This window comes from Delftia sp. 60 (assembly GCF_002754395.1).
GTDB classification, from domain to species: domain Bacteria; phylum Pseudomonadota; class Gammaproteobacteria; order Burkholderiales; family Burkholderiaceae_C; genus Comamonas; species Comamonas acidovorans.
In genome coordinates, this window is the sequence record NZ_PEFD01000001.1 from 3982406 (window position 1) to 4007718 (window position 25313).

General features: G+C 68.0%; 17 protein-coding genes and 1 pseudogene. 6 read left to right on the plus strand and 12 right to left on the minus strand.

Annotated elements, in window-relative coordinates:
- Positions 1-63: 63 nt before the first annotated feature.
- Positions 64-642: a sigma-70 family RNA polymerase sigma factor gene (locus tag CLV01_RS18060; RefSeq protein ID WP_099733605.1), complete on the plus strand. Its 579-nt coding sequence runs from the start codon at positions 64-66 to the stop codon at positions 640-642.
- Entirely contained in the window at positions 639-1385 is a 747-nt protein-coding gene (locus CLV01_RS18065; protein ID WP_099733604.1) for an anti-sigma factor, read from the plus strand. Before CLV01_RS18060 ends, CLV01_RS18065 begins: the two co-directional genes overlap by 4 nt.
- Before the next feature lie 100 nt (positions 1386-1485).
- Here the strand turns inward: CLV01_RS18065 and CLV01_RS18070 are convergent, their stop codons facing one another.
- Both CLV01_RS18070 and CLV01_RS18075 read right to left on the minus strand, forming a co-directional pair.
- A complete protein-coding gene (locus CLV01_RS18070) occupies positions 1486-2664 on the minus strand; it encodes a porin (RefSeq protein ID WP_099733603.1) in 1179 nt (392 codons plus the stop codon).
- Positions 2665-2783: 119 nt separating this feature from the next.
- Positions 2784-3236: a nuclear transport factor 2 family protein gene (locus CLV01_RS18075; RefSeq protein ID WP_099733602.1), complete on the minus strand. Its 453-nt coding sequence runs from the start codon at positions 3234-3236 to the stop codon at positions 2784-2786.
- Between the two features lie 168 nt (positions 3237-3404).
- Between CLV01_RS18075 and CLV01_RS18080 the strand changes: the two genes are divergently transcribed.
- Entirely contained in the window at positions 3405-4685 is a 1281-nt protein-coding gene (locus CLV01_RS18080; protein ID WP_099733601.1) for a LysR family transcriptional regulator, read from the plus strand.
- Between the two features lie 18 nt (positions 4686-4703).
- Here the strand turns inward: CLV01_RS18080 and CLV01_RS18085 are convergent.
- From CLV01_RS18085 to paoA, 7 genes and pseudogenes are all read right to left on the minus strand, one after another.
- Positions 4704-5422: pseudogene (locus tag CLV01_RS18085) on the minus strand (alpha/beta fold hydrolase).
- The gene (locus tag CLV01_RS18090; protein ID WP_099733599.1) at positions 5419-6291 is read right to left on the minus strand and encodes a class III extradiol dioxygenase subunit beta; all 873 of its coding nucleotides are present in this window, start codon (positions 6289-6291) and stop codon (positions 5419-5421) included. Before CLV01_RS18090 ends, CLV01_RS18085 begins: the two are co-directional and overlap by 4 nt.
- Positions 6291-6698 (minus strand): protocatechuate 4,5-dioxygenase subunit alpha, encoded by a 408-nt coding sequence (gene ligA, locus CLV01_RS18095; protein ID WP_099733598.1) that lies wholly within the window; start codon positions 6696-6698, stop codon positions 6291-6293. The genes CLV01_RS18090 and ligA overlap by 1 nt, the downstream gene beginning before the upstream one ends.
- A 68-nt stretch (positions 6699-6766) precedes the next feature.
- Entirely contained in the window at positions 6767-8107 is a 1341-nt protein-coding gene (locus CLV01_RS18100) for an MFS transporter (RefSeq protein ID WP_099733597.1), read from the minus strand.
- A gap of 292 nt (positions 8108-8399) precedes the next feature.
- Complete coding sequence (paoC, locus tag CLV01_RS18105; RefSeq protein ID WP_099733596.1) at positions 8400-10652, minus strand: aldehyde oxidoreductase molybdenum-binding subunit PaoC; 2253 nt, start codon at positions 10650-10652, stop codon at positions 8400-8402.
- A 4-nt stretch (positions 10653-10656) separates the two neighbouring features.
- Positions 10657-11607 (minus strand): FAD binding domain-containing protein, encoded by a 951-nt coding sequence (locus tag CLV01_RS18110; protein WP_099733595.1) that lies wholly within the window; start codon positions 11605-11607, stop codon positions 10657-10659.
- On the minus strand, positions 11604-12248 hold the full coding sequence (gene paoA, locus CLV01_RS18115; protein ID WP_016453395.1) for an aldehyde dehydrogenase iron-sulfur subunit PaoA: 645 nt from the start codon (positions 12246-12248) through the stop codon (positions 11604-11606). Before paoA ends, CLV01_RS18110 begins: the two co-directional genes overlap by 4 nt.
- Positions 12249-12518: 270 nt before the next feature.
- Between paoA and CLV01_RS18120 the strand changes: the two genes are divergently transcribed.
- From CLV01_RS18120 to CLV01_RS18130, 3 genes are all read left to right on the plus strand, one after another.
- Complete coding sequence (locus tag CLV01_RS18120; RefSeq protein WP_043822453.1) at positions 12519-13037, plus strand: sigma-70 family RNA polymerase sigma factor; 519 nt, start codon at positions 12519-12521, stop codon at positions 13035-13037.
- Positions 13037-14038 carry a FecR domain-containing protein gene (locus CLV01_RS18125; RefSeq protein ID WP_099733594.1) on the plus strand — a complete coding sequence of 334 codons (1002 nt, stop codon included), beginning with the start codon at positions 13037-13039 and terminating at the stop codon, positions 14036-14038. Before CLV01_RS18120 ends, CLV01_RS18125 begins: the two co-directional genes overlap by 1 nt.
- A gap of 114 nt (positions 14039-14152) precedes the next feature.
- Entirely contained in the window at positions 14153-16675 is a 2523-nt protein-coding gene (locus CLV01_RS18130) for a TonB-dependent siderophore receptor (RefSeq protein WP_257221376.1), read from the plus strand.
- Between the two features lies 1 nt (position 16676).
- On the opposite strand, the gene CLV01_RS18135 is transcribed toward CLV01_RS18130, so the two are convergent.
- The 3 genes from CLV01_RS18135 to CLV01_RS18145 form a co-directional block, all read right to left on the minus strand.
- Positions 16677-22205 carry a DNA repair ATPase gene (locus CLV01_RS18135; protein WP_099735313.1) on the minus strand — a complete coding sequence of 1843 codons (5529 nt, stop codon included), beginning with the start codon at positions 22203-22205 and terminating at the stop codon, positions 16677-16679.
- A 195-nt stretch (positions 22206-22400) separates the two neighbouring features.
- Positions 22401-24476, minus strand: a complete 2076-nt coding sequence (locus CLV01_RS18140; RefSeq protein ID WP_012205645.1) for a hypothetical protein — start codon at positions 24474-24476, stop codon at positions 22401-22403.
- A 98-nt stretch (positions 24477-24574) separates the two neighbouring features.
- On the minus strand, positions 24575-25243 hold the full coding sequence (locus tag CLV01_RS18145) for a hypothetical protein (protein WP_013802385.1): 669 nt from the start codon (positions 25241-25243) through the stop codon (positions 24575-24577).
- Positions 25244-25313 lie beyond the last annotated feature (70 nt).

The following is a 25313-nucleotide window of genomic DNA, read 5'->3' on the forward strand; positions in this document are numbered from 1 at the left end:
GCCCGCAGCGGCGCGGATACACTGGACGAAGGATTTCCCGCAACGCCCCCTTCGCTCCAATTCGTGCCGCCCGCTGCCTCCCAGAACAACGAAGCTTTCGACCATGACGCAGCATTGCATGCATGTGCACGCGGCGAACGAGATGCTTTGCAGCGGATTTATGAGGCCGAGGCGCGCTTTCTCCTCGGCGTGGCACTGCGCATCGTCCGCGATCGCGCCGCTGCGGAAGACGTGCTGCACGATGCGTTTGTCTCCATCTGGAACCGCTCATCCACCTTCGACGGCAATCGCGGAAGTGGTCGAGGGTGGATCTACAGCGTGGTGCGGCACGCCGCCCTCAACCGTGTACGGGATGGCGCACGCGAAACCGTGCTGGATGAAACGGCCCATGAAGCGCATGACGCCCAGGCCGCACTTTCGGCCTGGAAGGAAGGCGGCAGTGAATGGGAGCGGCAGGCGACGCTGGGTCGTCTTGGCGATTGCCTCGACCGGCTGGAGCCCGAGCGCCGCACCTGCCTGTTGCACGCCTACGTGGACGGCTGCAGCCACAGCGAAATTGCGGCGCGTGTGCAGGCACCGCTTGGTACGGTCAAGGCCTGGGTTCAACGCGGACTGCGTGCCCTGAGAGAGTGCATGCAATGAGTGGCGACACCCACCCCAATCCCTCAGAGTCGACGGATGGCGGCTCCCCGGACGATCTCCAGATGCAGGCCGGCGAGTACGTATTGGGCACCCTCAATGCAGCCCAGCGCCGCTCCATCGAATCCCGTCTGCCCTACGAGCCTGCGTTGCGCACGGCCGTGCAGGCATGGGAGCAACGGCTCCTGCCGCTGGTTCAGCTGGCTCCCCCCATTGAGCCCTCCGCAACGCTGTGGCAGCGCATCGCGGCCAGCGTCAAGCCGGCCCGGCCAGCGGTCCGCGCACAGCGTGGTGCCTGGTGGCACTGGGATAGCCTCGCCCTTTGGCGCGGCTTGGCGGGTGGCGGCTTTGCAGCTGCAGCACTGCTCGCGGCTGTGCTGGTGGTGCGAGAGGCATCACCGCCGGCTGCCCCGCGCTACTTCGTCGTGCTGGCAGCGCCGCAGAATCAGGCCCCCGGGTGGGTGGTCCAGGCCCAGTCTGAAGGCCGTCTGCGCCTTGTGCCACTGGGCAAGGATGCCATTCCGGCGGAAAAATCCCTGCAGTTCTGGACCAAGGCCGACGGCTGGAAAGCGCCGGTGTCCCTGGGTCTGGTCAAACCGGGCGAAGCCATCGAAGTGCCGGTAGACCAGTTGCCACCTCTGCAGCCGAATCAGCTTTTCGAGCTCACCCTGGAGCCAGAAGGCGGCTCCCCGATCGGACGCCCGACAGGGCCCATTCAGTTCATCGGCCGCGCTGTACAGATCTAGAGCGTGGTGTGCACTTTCAAGTGCCCGCGCGTCGGCTCTTCGCGCTGGTGATCACACGCTCCAGGCGTCGCATTGGATGCGGCCGGCCTGGCCTTCGGTTTCAGAACGAGTGGCGCAGGCCCAGCATCAGGCCGGTCTGCGACGCGCCCGCCAGCGGGCTGCCGCCGGCTGCGGCCGAGCTGACCGAGATGGCCAGGCGCTGTCCGTTGTCAATGCGCGCGGCCTGGGCATAGACCGCCGTGCGCTTGGAGAATTTGTAGGTGGCGCGCAGGGCCAGCAGGGTGGAGCGGTCGCCGCCCTGGGCATAGCGCAGTTGCTGCAGCTGACCATCGACCACGACGGCGGCGCTGGGGGACCAGGACAGGCCGCCCCATGCCAGGGTGCTGCGCGGCGTGGCGCCGTTGCTGGCCGAGGCCACCTGGGCCGCGTCGTTGTCGCGGCGCATGAGACCGGCGCCCAGCTTGATGGTGGGTGACAGCGCGGCATAGCCGTTGAGCATGATGCGGCGGTCCTTCAGGTCCGAGCGCGTCAGCCCTGCAAATGCGCCGGCGCCGCCGCGCATCTCGTCCACGGCCAGTGCAAAGCCCCAGGGCGTGGTGTCGTACTTCAGCATGGCGGACCACTGGCGGCAGGCCTGCCTGTCCGTGGCCGATTCGCCGGCGCAGTTGGTGCCGGCCGGGCTGGGGCCGGCGTTGACGGCATCGCGTCCCAGGCTGTAGGCCGCACCCAGGCTCCAGGCGCCGAAGCGCCCCCGGTAGGCCAGGGAGTTGTCGGTGCGCGTGTTGGGGATGTAGCTGTCCAGGCTGCTCAGACCGAAGGCGTTGGGACCCAGCAGGTCGGCGTCGAACAGCGCCCAGTACAGCATGGTGTAGTTGCGCCCCAGCGAGACGCTGCCCCAGCCTCCGGACAGTCCCACCCAGGCCTGGCGCCCGAAACCCCGCCCTCCCTGGTTGAAGGTGCCGGCATCCGGGCCAAAGCCTGACTCCAGCGCAAAGACGGCGCTCAGGCCGCCGCCCAGATCCTCGCTCCCGCGCAGCCCCCAGCGCGACGGTGCCGTTCCCGTGAGGCCGGGCATGCGCGTCAGCGATCCGCCGCCTTGCACATTCGTCAGGTGCTCGATGCCGGTGTCCAGATGGCCGTACAGCGTGACCGATGAGGCTGTCTGGGCCTGGGCGCCGCCTGCTGCTGCCAGCATGGCGAGCGGGGCGAGGCGGGCCAGACAAGCCCGCAGTGGGCGCCTGGCTGGGGGTTGGGGAATGCTCTTGAGAGTGCGTTTCATGCTTTTGTCTCCTGTCGTTGTCGTCGTGGAATCGGCACGCCGCAACGCTGCGCCTCGGATAGGGCTGCAGTGGCGGGTGCGGGGAAATGGAGCGGAGAAGTGGCTGATCGCCCTGCGCTTCAGGTGCCCGGGAGGTCCCGGTACATGACGAAGCGCGCCACGCGGCGCGTGATCAGCCAATGGCCTTGGGGACTGCGGCCAAAGGCGTCATCGAACTCGCCAACGAGCTGGCGCGGTTGGGCCGGGCGGCCGTGCGGCGTGATGGCATCGGCCTCGTCGCAGGACCACAGCAGCACCTGGCTGCGCGCGCTGGCGCGGTCCGGGCCTTGCAGTTCCACCAGCGTGTTGGTGACCAGATGCCGGGTCATGCGGCCCGCGGGACGCCGGGAGTACGCGGCGGCGATGGCTGCGCGCCCGCCCAGCACCTCGCCGCCGGGCCGTTGCAGCTGGCCGTCTTCGGCAAACAGCAGCGCCAGGGCCTGGGCATCACCGGCATCCGCAAAAGCAGCAGCGCGCAGCACCAGGTCCAGGCAGGCCTGGCGGGCCAGCAGCCGGTCGATTTCATGGTTCATGTTTCTTGTCTCCCCGGAATTCGCAGCCTGCGATGGGCTGTCTTGATCAGGCCCCAAGCATTCCACGCCGGCATCGATCCGGCCAATGCCGGAGCCCCGGCCATCAATGCGTTTTTCTTATGGGACAATCAAAACACGGTTTTCCAACGTGCCGTTCAGCGCCTTTCCATGAACCTTTACCTTGCCCCCTGGACCGGCCCGGCCACCAGCAATCCCTCGCGTTTTCCCGAGTTGGCAGGCCATTTGCGGGCCATGCGCGCCATGCTGGGCGTGGTGCGCCACGGCAGCACCACGCGGGCCGCCCAGGCTATGCATCTTTCTCAGCCAGCCGTGGCGCGCTCGGTGCTGCAACTGGAAGAGGCCTGTGGCCTGCCGCTGTTCATGCGGGGGACGCGCGGCATGATGCCGACCCCGCTGGGCAGCCAGCTGGCCGCCCGCATCGAAGCCATGCTCCAGCACCTGGGCAGCGGCGCGGCCGACGCCCAGGCCGCCGCCACGCTGGCGGCCAGGCGCCCTCCCCTGCCCGAGCGTTTTGCCGAGACCGTGCCTGCGGGCCAGCTGCGCGCCCTCATGGCCATTGCCGACTGCGGCAGCGAATCCCTGGCCGCGCAGTGGCTGGGCCTGACGCAGCCCGCCGTGCATGCGGCGCTGCAGGGGCTGGAAACCAGTCTGGGCATGCAGCTGTTCTACAAGCTGGCCTTCGGCACGCGGCTGACGCCGTCCGGCGAAGCGCTGCTGCGCCGTGTCAAGCTGGCCCTGGCCGAGGTGCGCGGCATGGACAGCGATATTTCCGCCTGGCGCGGCGAGATCCGGGGGCGCGTGGTGGTCGGCGTGCTGCCGCTGTCGGTGGGAATCTTCCTGCCACGCGCGGTCGACAGCCTGGCCGCCAGCCACCCGGACATCGAGGTCAGCATCGTGGACGGCACCTACGAGAGCCTGGTGCAGCACCTGCTGAGCGCCGACATCGACGCCATCGCCGGCGCCCTGCGCGCCGACATGCCCTCCGATGAGGTACGCCAGCTGCACCTGTTCGACGATGACCTGGTGGTGGTGGCACCGGCCGGCCATGCCTGCCTGGACCGCGGCCAGCTGGTTCTGGAGGACTTGCTGCAATGGCCCTGGGTCTCGCCCCTGCCCGGCACGCCGGCCGATCGCGCCATGGTCCAGCTGTTCCGCAGCCAGGGCCTGGAGCCGCCGCGCGCCAGCCTGCGCGCCAGCAGCCCGACCATGACGCTGGCCTTTGTGCTGCAGACGGGCCGGCTGGCCCTGGCCTCGCGCGGACAGGCCCTGCAGGATGACCACGGCGGGCAGTTGTCCATCGTGCCCGTGGACCTGCCTTCCACACGCAGGCGCATCGGGCTGGCCACGCGTGCGCTGAGCACGGCATCGCAGGACCTGGAGCTGTTCATGCAGGCCTGCCGGCGGGCCGTGGGCGAGCTGCCGGCCTAGCCTGAGCGCAGCGCTCCCTCAGCGCCCCATCCAGTCGAGCAGTGCCCTCGACACCTGCTGCGGCTGCTCCATGGTGCTCATGTGGCCGCTGTCCTCGATCACCACCAGCTCGGCGCCCGGGCACAGGGCCTGCATGCGCTCATGGCGTGACAGCGGGCTCCAGGCATCCTGGCGACCGCAGGCCAGCAGGGTCGGGCAGCGCAGTTGCCGGAGCACATCGCCCGCATCGGGGCGGTTCAGCAAGGCATTGATCTGCGCAGCAAACACCTCGGGCGTGAAGCGCGCCACCATGTCGAGCACCTCGCCAAACAGTGGCGTATCAAGCCGGTCGGGATGCACCATGCCGCGCGCCCATTGCAGGCCCATCTCGCGCATGCCGCTGTGCCGGGCGATCTGCAAGAGCGCCATGCGCTTGGCGCGCTCGCTCTCGCCGGCCTCGCCCGGGGCGATGGGGTCCATGCCGGTGTCCAGCAAGGCCAGCCGCTCCACACGCTGGGGCGCCATGCCGGCAATGGCCAGGGCCACGCGCCCGCCATGGAATGGCCCACCAGCGAAAACCGCTCGGCCGCCACGCAGTCCAGCACAAGGCGCGCCATGTCTTCGATGGTGGCCGCCGCGCCATAGGACGGAACAATGCACTCGGCAGCACCGGCAAAGGACAGGGCCGCCTGCTGCTCGTGCCAGACCGTCTCGTCGCAAAGCAGGCCGGGCAGAAGTACCACGCAAGGCCGGCTCATGCTGCGTTCTCCAGAATGAGGTGGCCGACAGCGGTGTTCGATGCCGGCACATGGTAGAAGCGGTGGTTGACCTTGGGCAGCGGCGCCGGGCCATCCACATCGGCCATGGCGCCGCGCGCGATCAGCCACATCACCAGCTCGATGCCTTCGGAGCCGGCCTCGCGCACGTAGTCGATATGCGGCATCTTGGCCAGGCCGGCCGGGTTCTCGATCAGCAGGTCCAGGAAGCGGCTGTCCCACTCCTTGTTGATCAGGCCGGCGCGCGCGCCCTGCAACTGGTGGCTCATGCCGCCCGTGCCCCAGATCTGCACGTTCAGGTCTTCATCGAAGCTTTCCACGGCGCGGCGGATGGCACGGCCCAGGTTGAAGCAGCGCTGGCCCGACGGCACGGGGTACTGCACCACGTTGACGACAAACGGAATCACCGGGCAGGGCCAGGCGCCCGTGCGCGCGTCCTGCTGGCCGCACATCAGCGACAGCGGCACGGTCAGGCCGTGGTCCACGTCCATCTTGTTGACGATGGTCAGGTCGAAGTCCTGCTGTATCACCGACTGCGCGATGTGGCTGGCCAGCTCGGGATGACCGACGACCTTGGGCACGGGGCGCGGGCCCCAGCCTTCGTCGGCGGGCTGGTATTCAGCGGCCGTGCCGATGGCAAACGTCGGGATGAAGTCCAGGCTGAACGCGGTCGCGTGGTCGTTGTAGACCAGGAAGATCACGTCGGGCTTGTTGTCCTTGAGCCATTGGCGCGAGTGCTCGAAGCCCTTGAACAGCGGCTGCCAATAGGGGTCGCCCGCCTTGCCCAGGTCCATGGCCGCGCCGATGGCGGGCACATGCGAGGTGTAGACGGATGCGGTGATGCGTGCCATCAGATGCCTTTGTCTTGTCGTTCCTGCTCATGCAGGTAGCGGTTTCCTTCGATGCTGCGTCCGCCGCCCAGCATCATCTGGCGGTAGTCCTCCTCGCTCATGCCGCTCATGGTCGAGACCATGTTCTGCACGCTGACGCCGTCGGTGGCGCCGATCTTCACGAGGAAGTAGATGTTTCCGCCCAGCGCAATGCAGCGGTTCAGGTCGCGGTCCAGCACGGCCTGTCTTTGCTCGGCCGTCATGGCCCATTCGCCCAGATAGGCGCGCTCGTCAGCCCGAAAGCGCTCGCGGTTCTCGGCCTTCATCAGCGACATGCAGAACTGGTTGAGCCAGTAGCCCTGGCGGGATTGCTCGGCGTCGAAGACCGTGGTTCCCGGTACGTCGAGATAGGGTTTGTCCAATGCCATGGAAGTGTTTCTCCTGCGCTTGAGCGCTTGAGCGCTCGGGCGCGTGCTTACGGATAGGGGTTCAAGGATCAAGCACCAGGCGCTCGCAGCGCGCCACCCCCCGGCGCCAGGGTGCGGCCGGCGCCCGTGGCCCACACGGCCAGCGCAGCGGCAATCAGCGGCAAGGCAAAGACGTAGTACAGCGAGGCAGGCTGCCAACCGCCGTCCAGCAGCAGGCCAGCCATGGTGGGCGCCACGATGGCGCCTATGCGCCCAATGCCTATGGCCCAGCCCATGCCGGTGGCGCGCACCTGGGCCGGATAGGTGGCCGGCACCAACCCGTACAGCCCGGCCATGGAGGCGAACAGGAACACGCCCACGCCCACCGCTGCGGCGAACGCCCAGCCCAGGCTGGCCGAGGCCAGGCCGAACAGCGCGGTGAACAAGGCATTCAGCAGCAGGCTGCCCATGGCCAGATGCCGCAGCTTGGCCTTGACCGCCAGCAGGCCGAACAGGCTGCCGCCGGCAATGCCGCCCAGGTTGAGCAGCACGCCGCCCGTCACGCTCTGCTGTGCCGACAGGCCGGCCTGCACCAGCAGCTTGGGCGTCCAGCTCAGGGAAAAGTAGACGCTGAACATCAGCAGGAAGAAGCCGGCCCAGAGCATGAGCGTGGGGCGCGCCAGGCCGTTCTTGAACAGGTCGGCCACGGTATTGCCCTGCTGGACGTCACCGCCGGCTTGCGCGGGCAACTGCAGCATGGCGGGTTGCCCCATGAGTGCCATCAGGCGGTTGAGCTTTTCCAGCGCACGCGCCGGGCGACGGCCCATCAGGAAATCCACCGACTCCGGCAGGCGCCACAGCACGATGGGCACCATCAGCGCCGTGGCCAGGCCGCCGAACACAAAGACCGAGCGCCAACCATGGTGTGTCAGCAGCCAGGCGGCCATGAGTCCGCCCAGCGTGGCGCCAATCGGATAGCCCGTGGCCTGCAGCGCAATCGCCGTGCTGCGCCATTTGTTCGATGAATACTCAGAGGTGATCACCCCCACGCTGGCCAGCATGCCGCCAATGCCCACGCCCGTCATGGCGCGCAGGGCTGCCAGCTCGACATGGCTGCGCGCTGCCGCAGACAGCAGCATGCCCACGGACACCAGCACCAGGCACAGCACGATGATGGGTTGCCGGCCACGGCGGTCGGCCACGGGCGCCAGGAACAGCGAGCCCAGGGCCATGCCGATCAGACCGGCGCTGAACAGCACGCCCAGCTGCGCCCCGTTGAGCTTCCATTCGGCAGCGACGGCCGAGGCGGTGAAGGCCATCACCAGCACATCGAAGCCGTCCAGCATGATGAGCAGGATGCAAATGGCCACGGCCAGCCACTGGAACGGCGCCATGGCGCCCTCGTCCATCGTCTTGCGGATATCTTTCATACAAGTCCTTGTCGGAGCAGGTTGTCTCTTTGCCCTGGCAGGCGCTTTGCGCCCAGGCCAGGTTCTTTTCTTGGAAAACTGGGTGACGGCCTGCATTCGGAGCGCACAGCGCCGACATTCCCCAGTGCAAAAAGTATCTCCACGCCAGCCTTTCCAGGCCAATGCCGACGGACGCGCAAGCTATGCGTTCTATTGATGGCTGCGTGCAAAAAGGCCGGCCACCCAGAGGTGACCGGCCTTCGTTCATCAAGAATCCTGGGCCTGAGCGGGCTGCCTCAGGTGCAGTCCCCTCTCATGCCAGCCTCCCCAGGCCTGCCAGCAGCTTGTCCAGCGTGATCGGGTAGTCGCGCACCCGCACGCCGGTGGCGTTGTGGATGGCATTGGCAATGGCTGCGCTCACGCCGCAGATACCCAGCTCGCCCACACCCTTGGCTTTCATGGGCGAGGCCATGGGATCGACCTCGTCCAGAAAGATCACTTCCTGGTGCGGGATGTCGGCATGCACCGGCACCTCGTAGCCTGCCAGGTCATGGTTGACGAAATAGCCCAGTCGCGTGTCCACGGCCAGCTCTTCCATCAGGGCCGCTCCCACGCCCATGGTCATGGCGCCGATGACCTGGCTGCGGGCCGTCTTGGGGTTGAGGATGCGGCCGGCCGCGCAAACGGCCAGCATGCGCCGCACGCGGATTTCGGCGGTGAAGGCGTCCACGGCGACCTCCACGAAGTGAGCGCCAAAGGTGGACTGCTGCATCTTCTTGTCGAGCACGCCGAATTCGATGGCATCCTCGGCCGTCAGGTCGGCGTCGCCGGCAGCGCTGGCCAGGGCCCGGCGCTTGCCGCCGGCCTGCACATGCCCATCCGAGAATTCGGCCGTCGCCGGGTCCATGCCCAGCTTGCGCGCCACGGCCTCGCGCAGCTTCAGGCAGGCGGCATAGACGCCGGAGGTGGCACTGGCCGCGCCCCATTGCCCGCCCGAACCGGCCGAGACGGGAAAGCCGGAGTCGCCCAGCCGCACGCGCACCTGCTGCAGCGGCAGGCCCAGCATCTCGGCCGCCGTCTGGGCAATGATGGTGTAGCTGCCCGTGCCGATGTCGGTCATGTCGGTTTCCACGGTGAGCATGCCCTGCCTGTCCAGGCGCACGCGGGCGGCGGACTTCATGACAGGGGCGCCTCGGTAGGCGCCGGCCATGCCCAGGCCGATCAGCCAGCGGCCTTCGCGTCGTTGGGCCGGCTGGGGATTGCGCTGGCTCCATCCGAAGCGCTCGGCGCCCGTGCGCAGGCACTGCACGAATTCACGGCGGGAAAACGGCTTGTGCTCCTGGGCAGGGGAGCCCTCCTTCGCCTCGGGTTGCGGCTTCTTGCCGCTGTCCGGCACCACCTGGGTGTCGTTGCGGATGCGCAGCTCCACGGGATCAATGCCGAGCTTTTCCGCCAGCTCGTCCATGGCAACTTCCAGGGCCATGTGCCCCGTGGCTTCGCCGGGGGCGCGCATGGCATTGGCCTCGGGCAGGTCCAGCACGGCCAGGCGCGTGGCGGTCATGCGATGGGTGCCGGCATACATGCGACGGGTCTGGTCCACGGCACCGTCCGCCGATCCTCCGGGCTGGTCGCCCGACCAGCTTTCGTGGCCGATGGCGGTGATCCTGCCGTCATGCCCTGCCGCGATGCGCACACGCTGGATGGTGGCCGGGCGGTGCGTGGTGTTGTTGGCCATCAGCGGGCGCTGCAGTGCGACCTTGACGGGCCGGCCTGCCGCGCGCGCGCCCAGTGCGGCCAGCAGGGCATCGGCCCGCAGGAACAGCTTGCCGCCAAAACCGCCGCCAATGAATGGCGAGACCAGGCGCACCTTGTCCTTGGGAATGCCCAGCGTTTTTGCCAGCTCGCCCTGCCCCCAGGCAATCATCTGGTTCGAGGTCCATACCGTGAGCTGGTCGCCCTTCCATGCGGCCAGCGTGGCATGGGGCTCCATCATGGCGTGCGACTGGTCTGGCGTGGTGTATGTGGCGTCCACCTTCACGGGGGCAGAGGCGAAGGCACCGTCGAAGTCACCAATGGCCGTATCCGGCGCATCGCCATTGATGCTGTCGGGCGGCACGGCGGAGTCCTTGGCCTTGGCCAAGTCATAGGCGCCAGCCACGGGCTCGTAGTCCACACGGACCAATTGCGCGGCAGCGCGCGCCTGCTCGAAGGTCTCCGCCACCACCAGGGCCACGGCCTGGTGGTAGTGGGCCACCTGGGGCCCTGCCAGCAGCGGCGCGGTATTCATCTTGCCCTGGCCCAGCTTGCCAGCGGTCTGTGCGGTGACGATGGCGAGCACGCCGGGCGCGCGGCTTGCCTGCGCCAGCCCGATGCTGCGGATGCGGCCCTTGGCGATGGCCGAGCCCACCACATAGCCATAGGCCGGGTGCTGGACCACGTCATGCCGCTCATAGGCATACGGCGCCGTGCCGGTGGTCTTGAGCAGGCCGTCGATGCGGTTCATCGGCTGGCCGATGATCTTGAGCTGGTCAATGGGGTTGACCGTTGCGGGGGTGTCGAATTTCATGGCGTCAGCTCCTTGCCTGATGCAGCACGGCGGCGAGGGTGCGTTCGGCCAGCGTGAGTTTGAAGGCGTTGTCCTGCGTGGGCCGGGCGTCCGCCAGCAGGCGGTCGGTGACGGCCTTGGCTCCCTGTGGCATCTGTGCTTCGGCAGCCTCCAGCCGCCAGGGCTTGTGCGCCACGCCGCCCAGGGCCACGCGCCCGCTGCCGTCGCGCTGCACGATGGCAGCCACCGACACCAGCGCAAAGGCATAGGAGGCACGGTCGCGCACCTTGTGATAGATGTGCGTTCCACCCGGCGGGGGCGGCAGGGTGACGGAGGTGATCAGTTCGCCGGCCTGCAAGGCCGTCTCCACATGCGGCGTGCTGCCGGGCAGCCGGTGGAAGTCGGCAATGGGGATGACGCGGGCCTTGCCGTCGGCCTGGACGGTCTCCACCGTGGCATCCAGCGCGCGCAGCGCCACGGCCATGTCGCTGGGGTGGGTGGCAATGCAGGCCTCGCTGCCGCCGATCACCGCATGCTGGCGGCTCACGCCGGCAATGGCCGAACAGCCGCTGCCCGGCACGCGCTTGTTGCACGGCATATTGGTGTCGTAGAAATACGGGCAGCGGGTGCGCTGCAGCAGATTGCCGCCTGTGGTCGCCATGTTGCGCAACTGGCCCGAGGCGCCGGCCACCAGGGCGCGGGTCAGCACGCCGTAGTCGCGCCGCACGCGCGCATGGGCGGCCAGGTCGCTGTTGCGCACCAGCGCGCCTATGCGCAAGCCGCCCTGCGCAGTGGGCTCCACGGTGTCCATGCCGGTGCCGTTCACATCGACCAGATGCACGGGGGTTTCTATCTGCAGCTTCATCAGGTCCAGCAGATTCGTGCCCCCGGCGATGAAGCGGGCGCCCGGCCGGGCCGCCACGGCGGCGGCAGCCTGCGCGGGGGATTGGGCGCGTTCGTAGGTGAAGGCAATCATGTCCTGCCCTCCCCCGCCACTTCGGTGATGGCATCGACGATGTTGGAATACGCCCCGCAGCGGCACAGATTGCCGCTCATGCGTTCACGCAGTTCATGGGCCGACACCAGGGGCTGGGCCACGATGTCTTCGCTGGCATGGCTGGGCATGCCGCGTTTGATTTCATCGAGCACGCCCACGGCAGAGCAGATCTGCCCCGGCGTGCAGTAGCCGCACTGGAAACCGTCGTGCCGCACGAAGGCGGCCTGCATGGCGTGCGGCGACTGCGGCGTGCCCAGGCCTTCGATGGTGGTCACGGCGGCGCCCTGGTTCATCACGGCCAGGCTCAGGCAGGACACCACGCGCCGGCCATTGACCAGCACCGTGCAGGCCCCGCACTGGCCATGGTCGCAGCCTTTCTTGGTGCCGGTCAGGTGCAGATGCTCGCGCAGGGCGTCGAGCAGCGTGGTGCGGGTGTCCAGGTCCAGGCGGTGTTCCTGGCCGTTCACCTGCAGGGTGACGGGCAGTTGGACCCCTTCGGGGATGGAGGGAGGCTGCACTTGCGCGCCGGCCGATCGAGGCACGGCCGTTGCCGCAGCCGTGGAGGCACCTGCAATCAGCAGGTCCCTCCGCGAAACGGAAAGCTGGGTGTTGTGTTCCATGGGGCGTCCATCGTGTTGGCTCTTCGTGGGGTGTGCACGCCGTGGCGGACACGCTGCCCCAGCATCGGCGCCTGAGCTGGGTCAGGCTGTAGGTGAGGGACCCATGTCCGGGACATCGAGGTTTGCGATGTCGGCTCAGCCAAGGACCGCAACGGCCAAGCCATCGACAAGGAAAAATCCGGCCACCGCATCCCTATAATTGCGACCGATTCTTATTTCCGCCCTTCATCTCCACAGGCCTTCGGGGCTGTCTTCCAGAGTTTCCAGACCGTGTCTGCTCCACACTGCGCCACCTCGCACAGCGATGTTGAAGCCATCTACAGGGCGCATCACCCCTGGCTTCTGGGCTGGCTGCGCCGCAAGCTGGGCGGCTCGGACCACGCGTCCGACCTGGCGCATGACACCTTCGTTCGCCTGCTGTCCACCCAGACAGCACGCGGCGATCTGCAGATGCGCGAGCCGCGCGCCTACCTCACCACGGTGGCGCGCAACCTGCTGATCAACCACGTGCAGCGCCAATCGCTGGAGCGAGCCTGGCTGGACACCCTGGCGCAAATGCCCGAGCCCATGGCGCCCTCGCCCGAGGAGCGGCTGCTGATCCTGCAGACGCTGCACCAGATCGACGCCATGCTCGACGGCCTGCCGCCCAAGGTGCGCGAGGCCTTCCTGCTGTCGCAACTGGACGGACTGACCTACGCCCAGGCGGCGGAGCGCCTGGGGGTGACCGAACGCACCATCAAGCGCTTCATGGCCCAGGCCTTTGCGCAGTGCATCGTGCTGGTCTGCTGATGGGCGCTTCGTCCACCTCCAGCGCCATCGATGCGCGCGCCGCGCGCGAAGCAGCCGAATGGCTGGTGCGCATTCAATGCGAGCCGCAAGATGCGGGCCAGGCACAGGCGCTGGCCCGCTGGCGCGCAGCCGATCCGCAGCACGAAGCCGCCTGGCAACGCGCCGAGCTGGTGATGGGACGCGTGGGCACGGCCACAGCGCCATCCGGCAACGGCGCGGCCCTGGGCCCGCTGGGGGCGGCGGCCCTGAGGGATGCAGGGAGCGCCCGGCGCCGCGCCACCACGCAGCTGCTGGCCGCGCTGATCGTGGCCGGGCCTGCAGGCTATCTGGCCTGGCGCGCCGGACCGTGGTCGGCCTGGTCTGCCGACGTGCGCACGGCCACGGGCGAGCGCCGCGAACTGCAGCTGCCAGACGACAGCCGCATGCAGCTGGATACCGGCAGCGCCGTGGACATTGCCTTCACCGCCATGGAGCGCCGCCTGCTACTGCGCGCGGGCGCCGTGTGGATACAGACCGCTGCCGATGCGGCCGGCCGCCCGTTTCTTGTGCAGACGCCGCAGGGCACGGCGCTGGCCCTGGGCACACGCTATGCGGCGCGCATTCTGGACGATGAGAGCACCCTGGTCGTCGTGCGCGAAGGTGCGGTGCAGCTGCGCCCGGCACGGGGCGGCGAGCCCGTGCGCGTGTCGGCGGGCCAGCAGGCGCGCATGGGCAGCGGCGCGGCAGAGCCTGTGCAGCCCGCTGGCCTGGCCTCGGACGGCTGGACGCAGGGCGTGCTCTATGCCGAGAAAACGCCGCTGGGCGAATTCGTGGCCGAACTGTCGCGCTACCGGCCCGGCATTCTGCGCTGCGACCCGGCCGTGGCCCGTCTGCCCGTGAGCGGCGCCTTCCAGCTGCGCGACACGGACCAGGCCCTGCTGGCGCTGGCCGCTTCGCTGCCGGTGCGCATCCACCAGCGCACGCGCTACTGGGTGCAGATTTCGGGCTTGGCCGCGCCCTGAGCCTGCGGCATGTCCCCTTTTGCGGGATCGGCGGTCATACAGGAAGACAGCTTCAACGGCGCGTCCCAGGCTGGCTGGGCACCGCTTCCCTCGTCTTCCAAAGGACAGTTCTTCATGGCGCAGCGTATTTCCCTGGCCGCCACGGCCCCCTTCCCTCTTTCGGCGCTTGCCGCCTCGGTCCACCAGCGCCTTTCGCACCGACTTGTGCGCCGGCCCGTTCAGGCTGCCCTGCTCGGGCTGATGCTGGGCGCCGCCGGTGCGGCAGCCGCACAGGCCATCCCAAGCGCCCCGGCCGCGCAGACAGCACGCGAGTACGACATTCCCGCTGGTTCGCTGAGCCAGGCACTGTCGCGTCTGGCCGGCGAGTCGGGCGTGACGCTGTCGGCCGACCCGCGCCTGACGCAGGGCCTGCAGTCCGCCGGCCTCAAGGGACGCTTCGAGCTGACGGGCGGGCTTGCGCAGCTGCTGCGCGGCACGGGGCTGGAGGCGGTGCAGGCCGGCCAGGGCGTCTACGTGCTGCGCAAGAGCGCGGCCCATCCCGTGGTCACGCCGCCTGCGGCCGCCGCGGCGTCTTTCACCCTGGGCGAGGTGCGGGTGAACGCCCGGGCCGAGCACTCCACCGCCACCGAGGACACCGGCGCCTACACGGCCAGGGTGGTAACGCTGGGCAAGAGCGTGCAAAGCCTGCGCGAGATTCCGCAATCCGTGTCCGTGGTCACACGCCAGATGCTGGAAGACCAGAACATCCAGAGCCTGGACGATGCCATGCGCACCCTGGCCGGCGTCACCGTGGAGCCCGGCAGCACGGGCGGCAACCATGGCAACTTCTATCTGCGCGGCTATGCCGTGGATACGGTGCAGACCGATGGCGTGAACATGCCGGCCAGCACCGGCAATGACCTGTCCACCGGCTTCGGCATGGCCATGTACGACCGCATCGAGCTGCTGCGCGGCCCGGCCGGGCTGTTCCAGGGCGCGGGCGATCCGGGCGGCTCCATCAACCTGGTGCGCAAGCGCCCCAAGGCGCAGGCCGAGTTCAACACGCAGTTCTCGGCAGGCTCGTGGCAGCGCTACTACGCAGAGGCCGACATGACCGGCCCGCTGTCCCGCGACGGCCGCGTACGCGGCCGGCTGGTCACGGCCTACCAGGACCAGCAATCCTTCGTGGACCATGTGTACTCGCGCAAGCCCCTGGTCTACGGCGTGGTCGAGGTGGACCTGGCCCCGTCCACCACGCTCACGGCCGGCGGCAGCTACCAACAGTACAAGGGCCGCCCGGCCTTCGGGCTGCCGGCCCTGCCCGATGGGCAGTTGCTGGACATTCCTCGCTCCAGCTACCTGGACCCCATCTGGAACCACATCACGGAAAAGAACACGGAGTACTTTGCCGAGCTGCTACACCGACTGGACAACGGTGGGCGCATCAGGCTCAACGCCATGTACCGCGAGCAGGACGAGCCCTCGCGCATGTTCGGCTGGTCGGACTGCGCCGCCGACCCGGCCACGGGCGACAGCTGCCTGGTCAGCTGGGCCTATCGCAGCCACTGGAAGACGCATGGCCTGGACGCCTCCGCCAGCCTGCCCTTCAGCGCCTTCGGCAGCACCCGCAACGAGCTGGCCGTGGGCGCCGACTACCGCAAGATCCGCAAGAACTTCCAGTACGGCGGCGGCGACAACGCGCCCATCAACATCTACCAGCCCGACAACAACGTGCCGTTGCCGACCAATTACAGCTTCTCCAACGGCAACGACAACCGCACCGAGCAGTTCGGCCTGTATGGGCGCGCCAATCTGCGCCCCGTGGACCGCCTGCTCATCAGCGTGGGTGGGCGCATGACCTGGTGGCAGAACCACGCCATCAACCGCAATGCCTACTTCAACCAGTTCTCGGAAACCGACAACCGCATCAACGGCAAGTTCACGCCCTATGCCAGTCTGGTGCTGGACCTGAATGACCAGGTGTCGGCCTATGCCAGCTACACGCGCATCTTTGCGCCGCAGACCACCAGCGACGCCGCGGGCAACACCCTGCGCCCACGCGTGGGCCAGCAGTACGAGGCGGGACTCAAGGGCGAGTGGATGGACGGCCAGCTCAACGCGCGCACCGCCATCTTCCGCATGGAGGACACCAACCGCGCCATGACCGATCCGGCCAATCCGCTGTTCTCGGTGGCATCCGGCAAGATGCGCAGCCAGGGCGTGGAAGCCGAGATCGGCGGGCGCATTGCGCCCGGATGGAATGTGTCGGCCGGCTACGCCTACACACAGACCAAGACACTGGAGGGCACGCCCGACCAGAAGGCCCAGCTGTACACCTTCATCGCCCCGCGCCACAGCTTCAACCTGTGGACGCGCTACCAGTTCGGCACCGGCGCGCTGGAGGGCTTCAGCCTGGGCGGCGGCCTGCGCAGCGTCAGCCGCATGTACCGGCTCAACGGCGATGTGAAGTTCTCGCAGGGTCCGGTCACCACGGCGACGCTGCAGCTCGGCTACCGCATCAACCGCCATGTGGACGCCACGCTCACCATCAACAACCTGTTCGACAAGGTGTACTACCAGCGCGTGTGGGCCGCCTACGGTTCCAACTACTTCGGCGAGCCGCGCAATGTGATGCTGACGGTGCGCGGGCGTTTCTGAGCTAGGCCGCAGGCGGCACGTCGCCGCGCTGCATGCGCTCGAATGCCTTGTCGATTTCCTCGGAGCGTATGGCGCCCGCAGCCGGCACGGGACGGCCCGCGCGCTGGGCGTCGATCTGCTCCTGCATGCGCGTGGCCACCTGCATCAGCACGCGGTGCAGGCCCAGCTGCTGGCGGCGGGCCTGGTCCAGGTGCGTGACCACGGGCTCCAGGGACTGGGCCAGCGACCGGGTCAGCAGTTGGCCCAGCATGTGGACCAGGGCCTGACGGTCCTGGGCGGCCTGCACCTCCGACGGGGTGCTGGCCCGGGTGCCGACGGGCTCGCTGGCCGCCCTTTGCGCCATCAGCTCGCGTATGCCGTGCAGCGAGTCGCCTGCCGCACTTTGGGTTTGCAGCAGCCGCGCCAGCAGAGCCTGAAGCGCCTGTAGCGTCTGGGATTGGTCAGCGTCCCTGGCGGCGGCCTGCGCGGCCGCTGCCGATGCGTGGGCCTGGCCGGCGGCGTCTTCCTGCACCGCCTGCTGCTGGGACTGGGACACCGACTGGGCCACCTCGCGCGTGGCGGCGACCAGATCGACCAGCTGTGCCGTCACGCGCGTGGCGGCGTCGGCATTGGCGCCGCCTGCGGCCTGGCGGCGCAGGAACTGCTGGCGTATCTGCTGCCAGCGGGCGCTGTCCTCGTCACTCATCTGCCCGCGCAGCTCGGCGAGCTTGAGCAGGTTCTCCTCGGCGCCCGTGGTCAGCATCTGCGCTTCGCCCTGGTAGTGGTCGGCCAGCATCTGCTGCATTTCCTGGTCGTTCATCACGGGCGTGATCTTCTCGGCCAGCTTGTTCATGTTGCGGTAGCTGCCCTGCAGCCGGAAGGCCGGCTCGGTGCGGTAGCCGTCGTCCTGCGCGGCGCTCTGGATGTACTGCTGGTTGACCTTGAACACCAGCTCGCGCACCTGCACCATGCGGGCCAGCACGGCCTCGATCTCGCGCAGCTCAGCCGATGAATAGTCGTGCGACAGCGCATTGCCCGAGACCTCCCGGCCCTGCGCCTTGTCCAGCAGCAGGTACAGGTCCTGCAGGCTGCGCGTGGCCATCGGCGCCAGCACGGCGTTCGAGGTCATGCTGTTTTCGATGTAGCTGAGCTTGAACACCTCCTGCATTCCGCCCAGCACATCGCCCAGGTTGTAGATGTCGGCACGGTTGGCCAGCATGTCGGGGATCTTGAAGACCTCGCCCGACTCGGTGTACGGGTTGCCCGACATGACCACGCAAAAGCGCTTGCCGCGCATGTCGTGGGTGCGGGTCCGGCCCTTCCATACGCCCTCGATGCGGCGCGTGCCGTCCGACAGCGAGATGAATTTCTGCAGGAACTCGGGGTGCGTGTGCTGTATGTCGTCGATGTACAGCATCACGTTGTTGGCCATCTCCAGCGCCAGGTTGAGCTTTTCCAGCTCCTTGGCCGCCGTGGCGTCCGGCGCCTGGGCCGGGTCCAGCGAGCGCACGGAGTGGCCCAGCGCCGGGCCGTTGATCTTCATGAAGATCAGGCCCAGCCGGTTGGCCACGTACTCCATCAGCGTGGTCTTGCCGTAGCCGGGCGGCGAGATCATCATCAGCAGGCCCATCTGGTCGGTGCGCTTGTTCTCGCCGGCCACGCCGATCTGCTTGGCCAGGTTGTCGCCGATCACGGGCAGGTAGATCTCGTTGATGAGCCGGTTGCGCACAAAGGACGACAGCGGCCGGGCCTTGAATTCCTCCACCCGCACGCGCGAGCGCCAGTCCTGCAGCAGCTGCTGGCGCAGCGCCTGGTAGCGGCCGAATTCGGGAACAAAGGTACGGAAATGGCGCGCGGCGCGCTGGCCCAGGTCGTCGATCTGCAGCCACATGCGGCCGTCCGCAATGCGCGGATGCTGGCCCAGCAGGCCCGGCACTTCGTGGCGCAGGTCCACGCTGCTGACCTTGCAGGGCAACTGGCCGGCACAGCACAGCCATGCCGCGGCCTCGCCGCAATAGGCCAGCCAGGCCTGCCCTTGCCCGTCGTCCAGCGCGCGGCAGGCGGTCTGCAGCCAGTGCAGCGCGCTGCGCCAGCGCTGGTCCAGCGGCGCCACGGCCTTGTCGCGCCGGTCATCGCCCTGCCAGTAGGCCTGCATTTCTTCCCAGCGCTGCAGCGGCTGGGCCTGCTGCTGCACGGCGGCCTGCAGCGCGGCAATGGCCGACTGGCTGTAGCTGGAGAAGGAAAAGCGCACGGCCTTTTGCGCCAGCTCGGCCTGCAGGTAGTCGGCGGCGCCATGGATCAGGCTGTCGATATCGCTGTCTGCGGGCGCCGCCTGTCCTGGCAGCAGGTCGCGCAGCAGGCCCCGCTCTTCGGCATAGGCGCGCAGGCGCTCGGAGATGTCGGTGCGCAGGCTCAGCTGTTCGGCCTCGCTGCCGAACATCTGCTGCATGGCCTGGGCCTGCTGGGCGCGCAGCGGCCACTGCGCCATGGCGGCAGCCAGCTGCGGCTGCTGCACCTGGGCCTGTGCGCTCCAGAACAGCAGGGCCAGCGCACGGGCGTCGGGCGCAAAGCGCAGCACGCCGGCGGCATCGCGCAGGGGCAGCAGCACCTGCAGGATGCGGGCCGCATCATGGTCGTGGATGCCGCGCTCATAGCCTTCGCGGTAGCGCGGCGCGGAGAACTCGCGGATGGCCTGGGTCAGCGCCGCCTCGTCGGGCAGCAACTGGGCCAGCCGGGCCTCGCTCCAGCCGTCACGGCGCTGGCGCGCGGCCAGCACCACTTCCAGGGCCAGGTATTCGCCCCGGTAGAACTGCGGCGATTCGGCCGGCGTGGAGGCATCCCAGTAGGCCTGCAGGGCGGCCAGCTCCGAGTTGTCCATGGGCTCGAAATACTCGGTGCCGACCAGGTGCAGGAACAGTTCGCCGTTGCGCGGCAGCAGGGTCAGGTCCAGCTCCTGGTTGCCCACGCTGAAGCGGTGGCGGCCCAGGCGGATGATGGCGCCGTCGCCTTCGTACAGCTCGGTGCGGTCCTGCAGCGCGCGAAACGCCTGGTCGCGCAGGTTCTTGACGCGGCCGTCGATGTCGTCGGCCTTGACCGGGTCATGCAGTTGCTCGCGCAGGCGCTGGGCCAGTTCCTTGAGCTTGCCGATCAGCGGATCGCCCGCAAAAAAGGCATGCAGCGCGTCGGCGCTGGCGAGTTTTTCGGTGCGCTTGGGCAGGCTTTGCACGATGCGCAGGGCCGCGTCCAGCACGCCTTGCGCCTTGCGCTGGCGCTCGTCCTGCAGCGACTGGCGGCGCGCCTCGAAGCTTTCCAGCACCTCCTCGCGCTTGGCCATGATGTCGCCGAGGAACTGCTCGTGCTCGCCGAAGCGGCTTTCGATTTCCTCCAGCTGCACCAGCAGGCGCGCCAGCTGCTCGTCGCATTTCTCGGGCGTCTGCGCCAGGCCCAGGGCGCTGACGATGCTTTGCGAGAACAGCGCCAGCTGGGCGGCGAACTGGGCCACATTCTCGGCGCCGCCCAGGCCCGACCGGCGCTGCTCGGCGCGTGCACGCACCTGGTTCAGGCGCGCGTAGACGGCCGAGATGCGATCCACCACCTGGGTGCGCTGCGTGGCGTCGTCGATGGACAGGCTGCCCATGAGCTCGGACAGCATGTCCAGCGCAGCCGCCATGTCGGCCATGCGCGCCAGCGGCTCGTTGATCTGCGCCACCGTGGCTGCCGCCTGCGCGGCCTGGTCCAGCGCCTGCAGCTGCTCGGCATAGGGCTGCATGGCCTCGTCGGTGGCAATGAAGGCGGCCGTGCGCTGGGAGACTTCGGCCTGGGCCTCGTTGACGCCCTGCACCATGGTGTCGATGGCGGCCTGGTCCACATAGCGCAGGTCGCGCGTGGCCATGAGCTGGCCGCGCAACTGGCCCAGCTGGGTGAGCGCGTCCACGTACTCGCCAATGCTTTTCCAGTCGGCCAGCCGCAGTGTCTTGAGCAATTGGCCGTGGCGGCTGGAAACCTCGCCCATGGCCTTGGCCGAGGCGTTGCGGATGCTCTCGACCTTTTCGTACTCGTCGATGACCGCATCACCCGTGGCGACGATGCCCAGCAGGGTCTCGTGCACGCCCTTGAGCTGCGGTGCGCCCAGCCAGTGGTAGCGCTCGAACAGGCGGCGCGCGGCGTCGATCAGGCGCTCGTAGCGCGGCAGCGAGACCTCGGTGGCCGCGATTTCCTTGCGCACGCTGTACAGGTCGGAGATGCCGCTGACCAGCTCGGCATTGCCGATGCGGCCCAGGAAGCTGTCGCGCTGCGGCTGGCGTGCCGCATAGTCGTCCGAGGCGAAGGGCGTGCGCCAGACCTGCATGGGGTGCACGCGCGAGGCCTCGTTGCTCTCGGCCGCGAAGATGACGACGCGCCCGTCGTCCATGCGCGCATAGCCGTGGCCGATGATGGGCGGCTGCAGGGCGCGCTCGATCAGGTTGTACTTGAACAGCGCCATGCGCCCGCTCTCGGGCTCGTAGAACACGTAGAGCACATCCTCGCCGTTGGGCGAGCGGATGCTGCGCCGGTAGCGCATGCCCTGCATGTTCTGCTCGAACGAGCGGTTCTCGCCGCTTTGCAGGTAGTAGCCGCCGGGGAAGATGATGCCGTGGTCCTGCGGCAGCTGGATGCAGGCCGCGCCGATGGCGTCCATGCGCAGCACCTGGCGCGAAAGGGTGTTGAAGATCAGGTAGCGCCACTGCTCTTCGCGGTAGGGCAGGATCTTCAGCAGGATCAGGCTGCCGACGGTGGCGTACTCGAACACGGCGTCGTCCAGCGACTGGTTCTTCTCCTGCACGGGCTCGCTGTAGATGCCCAGTCCGTCGTTGGTGTTGTTCTCGACCTTGATGGTCAGCGTGCCGCCCAGGGTCTCGACGAAGACCTTGTCCACCACGTTGATGTGCGGGTGGCGCCCCTGCACCAGTTGCTCGCGCCCGGCGCGCTGCCACTCGAAGTCATGCGGTGCGGGCAGCTCGATATCGCGCTCGCCCCGGTTGTCTATGTAGCGGATGGGCTGGCCGTCCACGGGCACGGACCAGCGGAACACGCGCACATCGGACAGGCGCTCGCCAATCTGAAAACTCGCCAGCAGCTTGCCGTCGCGCACGGCCAGCTGCATCAGCCGGGTGTTCTTGTAGTAGGCGTACAGCTCCTGGAAGTCCTGCACGAAGCTCTGTATGCCCAGAAAGCTGTCCTTGAGATCGACCGGCGTGACCTCGTAGCCCTGCTCTCCCTCGTGCAGGCGGTACAGCACGAACACGTCTTCCACGCGCGTGGACTGCTTCAGGCCCATGAAGACGTTGTAGCCAAACAGCAGGTAGCCGCCGACCTGGGCGATGTCGCGGCCCAGGCAGTTGTTTTCGGTGCGCACGCGCATGCGCCCGATGACTTCCATCTGGCTGCGCCCGAATTCCTCCAGCCGCTCCTCGTTGAGCTGGCGTGCCAGCGTCTCCAGCGCCTGCCCCTGGCCGTCAAGGCGCTTGGCCAGCACTTCGTAGGAGCCGCCGCTGGCGACTGCCTGGTCCACGGCGGAGGCCGCGGTGTCGGGGACAGGGACTGTGAAGACGATGGGGACGGTTGGGACATGGGCGTCACGGGCTTTCGCGTGTCAGGGACCATTCACGCCCTCCCTGGCCAGCTGACTGGCTGGCAGGCGGGCGGAGGAAGGCGGATGCGGGAGGCTGGGCAGCCGGTGGAGGGAGCGGCCGGGCGGCCGCCCCGTTCAGTCGACCCTCTGCGTGGGCGGCAGGCCCTTGCCGTCGCCCAGCGCGTTCAGCAGCGATGCGCCGCCCTTGCCGCTGAGGAACTTGCTGATCAGGTCCTGCACGATGGGGCTCTTGCCCGCCACGCCTTCCACGGCCTTGCCCACGGACAGCGCCTTGGCGAAGTTGTCGAAGAAGGCGCCCTCGCCACCCACGATGTCGATGTTGGCCTTGCTGAGCGCGGCCGACAGCACCTCGGACTGGTCCTTGGCCACGCTCTTGTTGGCCTCGATGGCGGCCAGCGCCTGCTCGAAGTTCTTCTCCAGCTGCATGCGGAACTCCTCATGCGAGCGCGCCTGGTCGGACAGCGAGGCCAGCGCGGTGAACTTCTCGGTCAGGCCCTTGGCCTCGGCGAAGAGCTTGTCGCGCAGCACATCGGCCTCGGACATGCCCACGTCGCGGGTGACCGTGGCCTTGGTGGCGCCCACCTGGGCTTCGCCGCGCGCCTGGGCCAGCAGGCGTTCTTCCAGCACCTTGGCATCGGCCAGGCCCTGCTTTTCGTTGGCGTCGGCCGTGGCCTCGATGACGCGCGCCTCGGCCAGGCCCTTTTCCTGATGGCCCTTGGCTTCGGCCATCAGCTTCTCGGCAATCACGCGGGCCTGGGCCAAGCCTTCCTTTTCCAGGGCGGCGGCGGTGACTTCGCGCACCTTGGCATCGGCCAGGCCGGGCGCGGCGCGCTCGACCTCGATGGCCTCGGCCAGCTTCTTCTTGGCTTCGGCGGTCTTGCTGGCCGCTTCCAGCTCGGCCTGGGCCATGGTCGTGACTTCCACGGCCTTGTGGCGCGAGGAAGCCTCTTCGGCCTCGGCCTTCTTGACCTGGCGCACCATGTCTTCCTCGGCCTGGGCCTGGGCGGTCAGCACGGTGACCTGCTTCATGCGCTCGGCCTCGGAGACCACGCGCACTTCCTTGATGCGTTCCTCTTCCTGGGCCACGGACTTTTCCACCACCACGCGCTCGCGCACCACGTTGGCGATGTTGGCCTTCTCGACCTCGATGGCCTTTTCCTTCTCGATGCGCTGCAGCTCCACCTCGCGCTGGCGGGCCACGATCTCCAGCTCCTTGGCGCGCGTGACCTTCTCGACCTCAATCACCACGGCACGCTCACGGTTTTGCTGGGCCACGGCCACTTCGCGCTGGCGGTTTTCCTCGCGGATGTCCAGCTGCTCCTGGGTCTGGATGCGCGCCTGCTCGGCCTTCAGGCGCTCTTCTTCCTGCACCTTCTGGGTTTCGGCCTGCTCGCGGGCCTGGATGGTGGCGATCTCGCGCTTTTGGCGCGCCTCGGCATCGGCCTGCTGGCGCTCCAGCGCCAGCATGGCTTCCTTGGTCTCCACGTTCTTCTTGGTGATGGCCAAGTCCGAGTTGCGCTCGAGCTCGTTGGTGACGATGTTCTGGTTGGCCGTCAGCTCGGTGATCTTGCGGATGCCCTCGGCATCCAGAATGTTGTTGGGGTCCAGCGAGGACTTGGGCGTCTGCTCCAGGTAGTCGATGGCCACGTCTTCCAGCACATAGCCGTTGAGGTCGTTGCCGATGACATGGATGATCTGGTCGCGGAAATCCTGGCGGTTCTCGAACAGCTTGACGAACTCGATCTGCTTGCCCACGGTCTTGAGCGCCTCGGAGAACTTGGCGTTGAACAGCTCGTTGACGGCCGTCTTGTCCGAGGCCCGGTCCACGCCGATGGCCTTGGCCACCTTGAGCACGTCCTCGGCCGTTTCATTGACGCGCAGGTAGAAGGCCACGGTGATGTCGGCGCGCATGTTGTCGCGGCAGATCAGGCCTTCCTTGCCGCGCCGGTCGATCTCCAGCGTCAGCAGCGAGATCTGCATGAACTCCTTCTTGTGGATCACCGGCAGCACCAGGCCGCCCGTGAACTTGACCTTGGGCTGCGACGTGGTGTCGTTGATGATCAGCGCCGTGCCCTGCGGAACCTTGATGTAGAAGGCCTTGACCAGGGCGAACAGCCCGAGGATGACGACGAAGACGGAACCGATCACCACCCCGGCGACGATGTACCACTCCATGTTGCTCATGTTCATGCGAATCTCCCCTGTGAATTGCTATCTGTGAAAACGCTGAAAAAACGGAAAGGCCGCGCCCGCCGAACGGACGCTCGGGCCTTGTGGGAATCCCGGAACTAGCGCGGCAGCTCGGTGCCGTCGAACTCGGCCTTGCTGACCACGCGCCAGGCGTTGTGCTCGGGCAGGTGCTCGATGAGCACGATCTCGGTGCCCCGGCCCAGTGCGCGCTCGGGCGAGCGCATCTGCACGTTCAGGCCTGCGCCGCCGTCCTCGACACTGCCGTAGCCCTGCGTGCCGTCCACCACGGCGCTGCGCACCAGGCCGGTGCGGCCCAGCAGCACCTTGGGCTCCTCTGCAGGCGCCACCTTGTTGACGATGCCCCGCAGCGGGCGCAGCAGCAGCACGGTGGCGGCAAAGCCCAGCACCATGGCTGCCGCAGCCACCAGGGAGCCGGTCAGCAGGTTCACCAGGGTCCAGCCCTGGGGCATGGGCACGAAATGGCACAGCACATACGAGGCCAGCCAGGACATCAGGAACAGCGCGGTGAGGATGACCGTGAGCGGAATGCCGCCCAGGCCCACCTTGAGCAGCAGCCCGGCCAGCGCGCTGACCGAATGCTCCACGCCGTGCGCATGGTCGCTGCCGTCGAACAGCACCCAGTGGTCCAGCGAGTCCACCTCCAGCAGGCCCAGCATGGCGATCAGCCAGTACAGCAGCATGAACAGCAGCAAGGCGCCAAAGATGAAAGTCGGAAAGCCAAACGCGTATTGCAGGAACGCAGACATGTTTTTCCCCTCCCCTCAAATCCGGCAGCCGAGGCGGCAGGCCTGGCAGTGCCTGCCTGGACAACGGCCG

What these genes read in the sequence shown, in the direction of transcription:
- CLV01_RS18065 (WP_099733604.1), top strand. Translation starts at nt 639, where the DNA reads ATGAGTGGCGACACCCACCCCAATCCCTCAGAGTCGACGGATGGCGGC.
- CLV01_RS18070 (WP_099733603.1), bottom strand. Translation starts at nt 2,664, where the DNA reads ATGAAACGCACTCTCAAGAGCATTCCCCAACCCCCAGCCAGGCGCCCA.
- CLV01_RS18075 (WP_099733602.1), bottom strand. Translation starts at nt 3,236, where the DNA reads ATGAACCATGAAATCGACCGGCTGCTGGCCCGCCAGGCCTGCCTGGAC.
- CLV01_RS18080 (WP_099733601.1), top strand. Translation starts at nt 3,405, where the DNA reads ATGAACCTTTACCTTGCCCCCTGGACCGGCCCGGCCACCAGCAATCCC.
- CLV01_RS18090 (WP_099733599.1), bottom strand. Translation starts at nt 6,291, where the DNA reads ATGGCACGCATCACCGCATCCGTCTACACCTCGCATGTGCCCGCCATC.
- ligA (WP_099733598.1), bottom strand. Translation starts at nt 6,698, where the DNA reads ATGGCATTGGACAAACCCTATCTCGACGTACCGGGAACCACGGTCTTC.
- CLV01_RS18100 (WP_099733597.1), bottom strand. Translation starts at nt 8,107, where the DNA reads ATGAAAGATATCCGCAAGACGATGGACGAGGGCGCCATGGCGCCGTTC.
- paoC (WP_099733596.1), bottom strand. Translation starts at nt 10,652, where the DNA reads ATGAAATTCGACACCCCCGCAACGGTCAACCCCATTGACCAGCTCAAG.
- CLV01_RS18110 (WP_099733595.1), bottom strand. Translation starts at nt 11,607, where the DNA reads ATGATTGCCTTCACCTACGAACGCGCCCAATCCCCCGCGCAGGCTGCC.
- paoA (WP_016453395.1), bottom strand. Translation starts at nt 12,248, where the DNA reads ATGGAACACAACACCCAGCTTTCCGTTTCGCGGAGGGACCTGCTGATT.
- CLV01_RS18125 (WP_099733594.1), top strand. Translation starts at nt 13,037, where the DNA reads ATGGGCGCTTCGTCCACCTCCAGCGCCATCGATGCGCGCGCCGCGCGC.
- CLV01_RS18130 (WP_257221376.1), top strand. Translation starts at nt 14,153, where the DNA reads ATGGCGCAGCGTATTTCCCTGGCCGCCACGGCCCCCTTCCCTCTTTCG.
- CLV01_RS18140 (WP_012205645.1), bottom strand. Translation starts at nt 24,476, where the DNA reads ATGAACATGAGCAACATGGAGTGGTACATCGTCGCCGGGGTGGTGATC.
- CLV01_RS18145 (WP_013802385.1), bottom strand. Translation starts at nt 25,243, where the DNA reads ATGTCTGCGTTCCTGCAATACGCGTTTGGCTTTCCGACTTTCATCTTT.